The sequence below is a fragment of the Enterobacter cloacae complex sp. 2024EL-00214 genome, from assembly GCF_043945575.1.
Lineage (GTDB): Bacteria > Pseudomonadota > Gammaproteobacteria > Enterobacterales > Enterobacteriaceae > Enterobacter > Enterobacter cloacae_P.
Map to the genome: position 1 here is coordinate 1 of NZ_JBIMRC010000044.1, position 4,566 is coordinate 4,566.

5 protein-coding genes are annotated in these 4,566 nt (G+C 58.6%); all 5 read left to right on the top strand.

The features are described from left to right. Nucleotides 1-236 precede the first annotated feature (236 nt). The 5 genes from ACHHZ6_RS24495 to ACHHZ6_RS24515 are packed head-to-tail and all read left to right on the top strand — an operon-like array spanning nt 237 to nt 4,463. Nucleotides 237-845, top strand: a complete 609-nt coding sequence (locus ACHHZ6_RS24495) for a TetR/AcrR family transcriptional regulator (protein WP_004393990.1) — start codon at nt 237-239, stop codon at nt 843-845. Further along, nucleotides 842-1,993: an efflux RND transporter periplasmic adaptor subunit gene (locus tag ACHHZ6_RS24500; protein ID WP_032430843.1), complete on the top strand. Its 1,152-nt coding sequence runs from the start codon at nt 842-844 to the stop codon at nt 1,991-1,993. The genes ACHHZ6_RS24495 and ACHHZ6_RS24500 overlap by 4 nt, the downstream gene beginning before the upstream one ends. Then, on the top strand, nt 1,990-3,195 hold the full coding sequence (locus ACHHZ6_RS24505; RefSeq protein ID WP_022652303.1) for an ABC transporter permease: 1,206 nt from the start codon (nt 1,990-1,992) through the stop codon (nt 3,193-3,195). Before ACHHZ6_RS24500 ends, ACHHZ6_RS24505 begins: the two co-directional genes overlap by 4 nt. 1 nt (nt 3,196) lies before the next feature. After that, the gene (locus ACHHZ6_RS24510; RefSeq protein WP_004393997.1) at nt 3,197-3,907 is read left to right on the top strand and encodes an ABC transporter ATP-binding protein; all 711 of its coding nucleotides are present in this window, start codon (nt 3,197-3,199) and stop codon (nt 3,905-3,907) included. Between the two features lie 28 nt (nt 3,908-3,935). Further along, nucleotides 3,936-4,463: a hypothetical protein gene (locus ACHHZ6_RS24515; RefSeq protein WP_044258217.1), complete on the top strand. Its 528-nt coding sequence runs from the start codon at nt 3,936-3,938 to the stop codon at nt 4,461-4,463. Nucleotides 4,464-4,566 lie beyond the last annotated feature (103 nt).

The following is a 4,566-nucleotide window of genomic DNA, read 5'->3' on the forward strand; positions in this document are numbered from 1 at the left end:
GGAAAGAGTTTTTACCCAGATCGATACCAATGAGCGCAATGTTTTCCATGATAGTTCTCCGAATGAAAGCCTGTCCTCAGCATAGTACCGGGAAGGAGGGAGTGACCATCTCATTAAATAAAGCACGTTAAGCCCATTGCAGACTCTAGATATTGACGAGTACGTCGGGTTTTCTCTTGTTTGAGTTGCCTCTTGTGGTAAGATAGTAATCAATTACTATCTTACCAGGAGTGCTCGTGGACACCCATCCAAAGCATCTGCCGGCCGATGAACGTCGTGCCGTAACTGTCGAGTCCGTCGTGGCGCTTGCCGGTTCGCAAAACCCAAGCGAGATAACCACTGCGGCTATCGCTAAACACATGAACTTGACCCAGGGTGCGCTGTTTCGGCACTTCCCGAACAAGGAAGCCATTTGGCAGGCGGTCATGGAGTGGGTAGCAGAGCGCCTATTAGCCAGAATCGATCGATCCGCACAAGGAATCGAGTCGCCCTTGGCAGCCATGGAGGCGATGTTCATGAGTCATATCGAATTCGTAGCTGAGCACCCAGGCGTGCCAAGAATGATGTTTGGTGAGCTTCAGCGTGCCGAATCGACACCGGCCAAGCGCATGGTGCAAACCTTGATTCAGCGCTACGGCGAACGTTTGCATCGTCTCATCGAGAAAGGCAAGGCCAGCGGCGAGTTGTCTCCCTCGCTTGACAACGAGGCGGCGGCAACGCTGTTCATTGGCACGATCCAGGGCTTGGTCATGCAATCGCTGTTAGCGGGTGATGTGGGACGTATGCACCGCGATGCGCCGCGCGTCTTTGCAATTTATCGGCGTGGCATAAGGAGTGCGCAATGAAAAAGTTACCCTTGCAAGGCCGCACCCTGGCACTGCTTGCCGTCATCATTCCTTTGCTGGTGCTTTTTATTTATGTCGGTCTGCGATCAGGGCCGCTCGCCCCGGTCGCTGTGACGGTGGCAAGCGTGGAATCACGGGCTATCACACCGGCGCTGTTCGGCATCGGCACGGTGGAGGCGCGCTACACCTACAAGATCGGGCCGACGTTTGCCGGGCGCGTCAAACGCCTGGAGGTGCATGTAGGCGGCCAGGTCAAGGCCGGACAGGTGCTCGGCGAGATGGAGCCGGTCGACCTTGATGATCGGGTGCGCTCACAGGAGTCTGTATTCAAGCGGGCGGAAGCGGCTTTGCGCGAGGCAGAAGCCCGGCAAGCCTACGCGCAAACCCAGGCGCGCCGCTATGAGCAATTGTTTGCGGTGCGCTCGACCAGCGAGGAAATCGTCACCACCAAGCGGCAGGAACTGCAGATCGCCGATGCCGCCCTATCCGCCGCTCGGGAAGATATTGCCCGGGCACGCTCCGACCGCGAAGCACTCGTCGCGCAGCGGAGCAATCTGCGCCTGATCGCGCCGGTCGACGGTGTAGTCGCCGTGCGCGATGCCGATCCCGGCACGACCATCGTCGCGGGCCAGGCCGTGGTGGAAGTGATCGACCCCAAGAGTTTGTGGATCAATGTGCGCTTCGACCAGATCAGCGCATCGGGGCTGGCTGGGGGGCTGCCGGCTCATATCGTCCTGCGTTCGCGTGGTGGCCAGACCTTGAAAGGTCGCGTGCTGCGGGTGGAACCCAAGGCCGACGCGGTAACCGAGGAAACGCTTGCCAAGGTGACATTCGATAACAAACCAGAACCTTTGCCACCAGTGGGTGAACTGGCCGAAGTCACGGTTGACTTGCCGGCGCTCCCGGCCGCTCCACTGATCCCCAACGCTGCCGTCCAGCGTGAAGGCGATAAAGTTGGTGTCTGGCAAATCGTGGATGGTGATCTGCATTTCTCCCCGGTCAAGCTCGGCACTTCCGACCTCAATGGTTACGTGCAGGTGCGCGAAGGGCTCAAGAATGGGGACCAGGTTGTGACCTATAGCGAAAAGGCACTGACGGCGCGCAGCCGCATCCATGTGGTCGAGCATATCCCGGGAGTTTCACGATGATCAGCCTGGCCGGCCGCGACATTCTCCATGCCTGGGGGAAATTCGTCTTCACCGGCATCGGTCTGGGTCTGCTGATCGGCGTCACCCTGGTCATGGCTGGGGTGTACCGAGGCATGGTGGACGACGGCAAGGCGTTGCTCGACAACAGTGGCGCTGACCTTTGGGTGGTGCAAAAGGATACTCTGGGTCCTTATGCGGAGTCGTCCAGCCTCAACGATGACGTGTATCGCGCCATTCTCGCCATGCCGGGAGTCTCACAGGCAGCGAACGCGACCTACCTGACCATGCAGGTACGCAAGGGCGAGAGTGATGTACGCACCATGGTGGTCGGCATCGCGCCCGGTGCGTTGGGGGCTACACCCGGATGGCCTCCTTATCTCGTCGCTGGACGCCAGATCACGCGCGGTCACTACGAGGCTGTGGCCGACATCGCCACCGGCTTCAAACTGGGAGATCGTCTTGCCATTCGCCGCAATCATTACACCGTCGTGGGGCTGACACGGCGCATGGTGTCGTCCAGCGGCGACCCGATGGTATTCATTCCGCTCAAAGATGCCCAGGAGGCCCAGTTCCTCAAGGACAACGATGCCATCTGGCAAAGCCGGCGTCGCACCGAAGCCAACCCGGTCTTCAATCGACCCGGTGATCCAGGTTTGCTGGATGCCGTGATTGCTTCACAGAGCAGCAACGCGTTCGTCAATGCCGTGCTGGTCACTCTGAAACCTGGTCATGCGCCGGACGAGGTTGCCGAATCCATCCAGCGCTGGAAGCGTTTGACGGTCTACACCCGGGCACAGATGGAAGACATCCTCGTCGGCAAGCTGATCGCCACCTCGGCCAAGCAGATCGGCATGTTCCTTGTGATTCTGGCCATCGTTAGCGCGGCCATCGTTGCCTTCATCATCTATTCGCTGACGATGGACAAAATCCGTGAGATCGCGGTGTTGAAGCTCATCGGCACACGCAACCGAACCATCGCCGCGATGATCATGCAGCAGGCGCTCGCCCTGGGCGTGATTGGCTTCGTGGTCGGCAAGATCACAGCCACCTTTTCAGCACCGGCTTTTCCAAAATATGTCCTGCTCACGCCAATGGATTCTGTCGCCGGTTTTTTTGCCGTGCTCGTGATCTGCGTTCTAGCTAGCCTCGTCGCCATTCGCATAGCACTCAAGGTCGATCCGGCCGAAGCCATTGGAGGTTGAGATGAGTGGCAAAGGGATACACATCGAAAGTTTAAGCAAGCGGTATGGCGATGGTGACACCGCTGTCTTTGCCTTGAGAGACGTGAATATGCATGTTGCGCCTGGTGAAGTGGTGGGACTGATCGGCCCTTCCGGGTCCGGCAAGAGCACGCTGCTCAAGTGTCTGGGTGCGGTGATCGAACCGACCGCCGGTCGCATGACGCTGGGCGATGAAGTGATCTACGCCGATGGCTGGAAAGTCCGCGACCTGCGCGCCTTACGGCGTGACAAGATCGGTTTCGTTTTCCAGGCGCCGTACCTGATTCCGTTTCTCGATGTCACCGACAACGTGGCGCTGCTGCCGATGCTTGCAGGCGTCGCGAATGGAGAGTCGCGCGCGAAGGCACTGGAATTGCTCACAGCGCTTGATGTGCAACACCGAGCTCGCGCAATGCCCTCGCAACTCTCCGGTGGCGAGCAGCAACGGGTCGCCATCGCGCGCGGACTGGTCAATCGTCCGCCGGTGATCCTGGCTGATGAACCCACTGCGCCGCTGGATTCCGAGCGCGCCATGGCTGTAATCCGCATCCTCAACGACATGGCCCGGAAGTTCGAGACCGCCATCATCGTCGTCACCCATGACGAAAAGATCATCCCCACATTCAAGCGCATCTACCACATCCGCGACGGCGTGACCCATGAGGAAGCTGGCGAAGGGCGGGAGTTCGAATGAGAGAACGATTGAATTACAGGAGAATTTCATGACCCACCGCAAACACAGCCACGCATTTGGAACTATCACCCTGACCGTTACGGCCTGCCTGCTTTTATGGGGTTTTCAGTTGCCAGCTTGGGCTGGTGACGCTACCCAGGTTGAGCCACTGGCGCTACGCAAGATCATGCAGGAACTCGGGCGCAACATGCAGGCTATTACCGGTGCGATTTCGCAGGAGGAATGGGTTCAGGTCGTTCAGCTCGCCCCAAAAGTTGCTGCACACCCCGAGCCACCGCTTACTGAAAAAATGCGCATCCTTGCTTACCTCGGCGCTGATGCGACCAAGTTCAGAAACTTTGACGCGCAGACTCACGAGGCGGCGCTGGCCATGAAGCTGGCTGCTGCGAGCAGCGACGGCAAGGCGGTGATCCAATCATTCGCCCTATCTGTCCCCGCTGGGGTGGGAGCATATCAACCTGACCGGCGATTACCTATGGCGCAGCAGTGCCAAGGTCGGTGCGGGGAAGTTCAGGCCATTGCGACCGCTGCCACCGGCTTAGCGTGCTTTATTTAATGAGATGGTCACTCCCTCCTTCCCGGTACTATGCTGAGGACAGGCTTTCATTCGGAGAACTATCATGGAAAACATTGCGCTCATTGGTATCGATCTGGGTAAA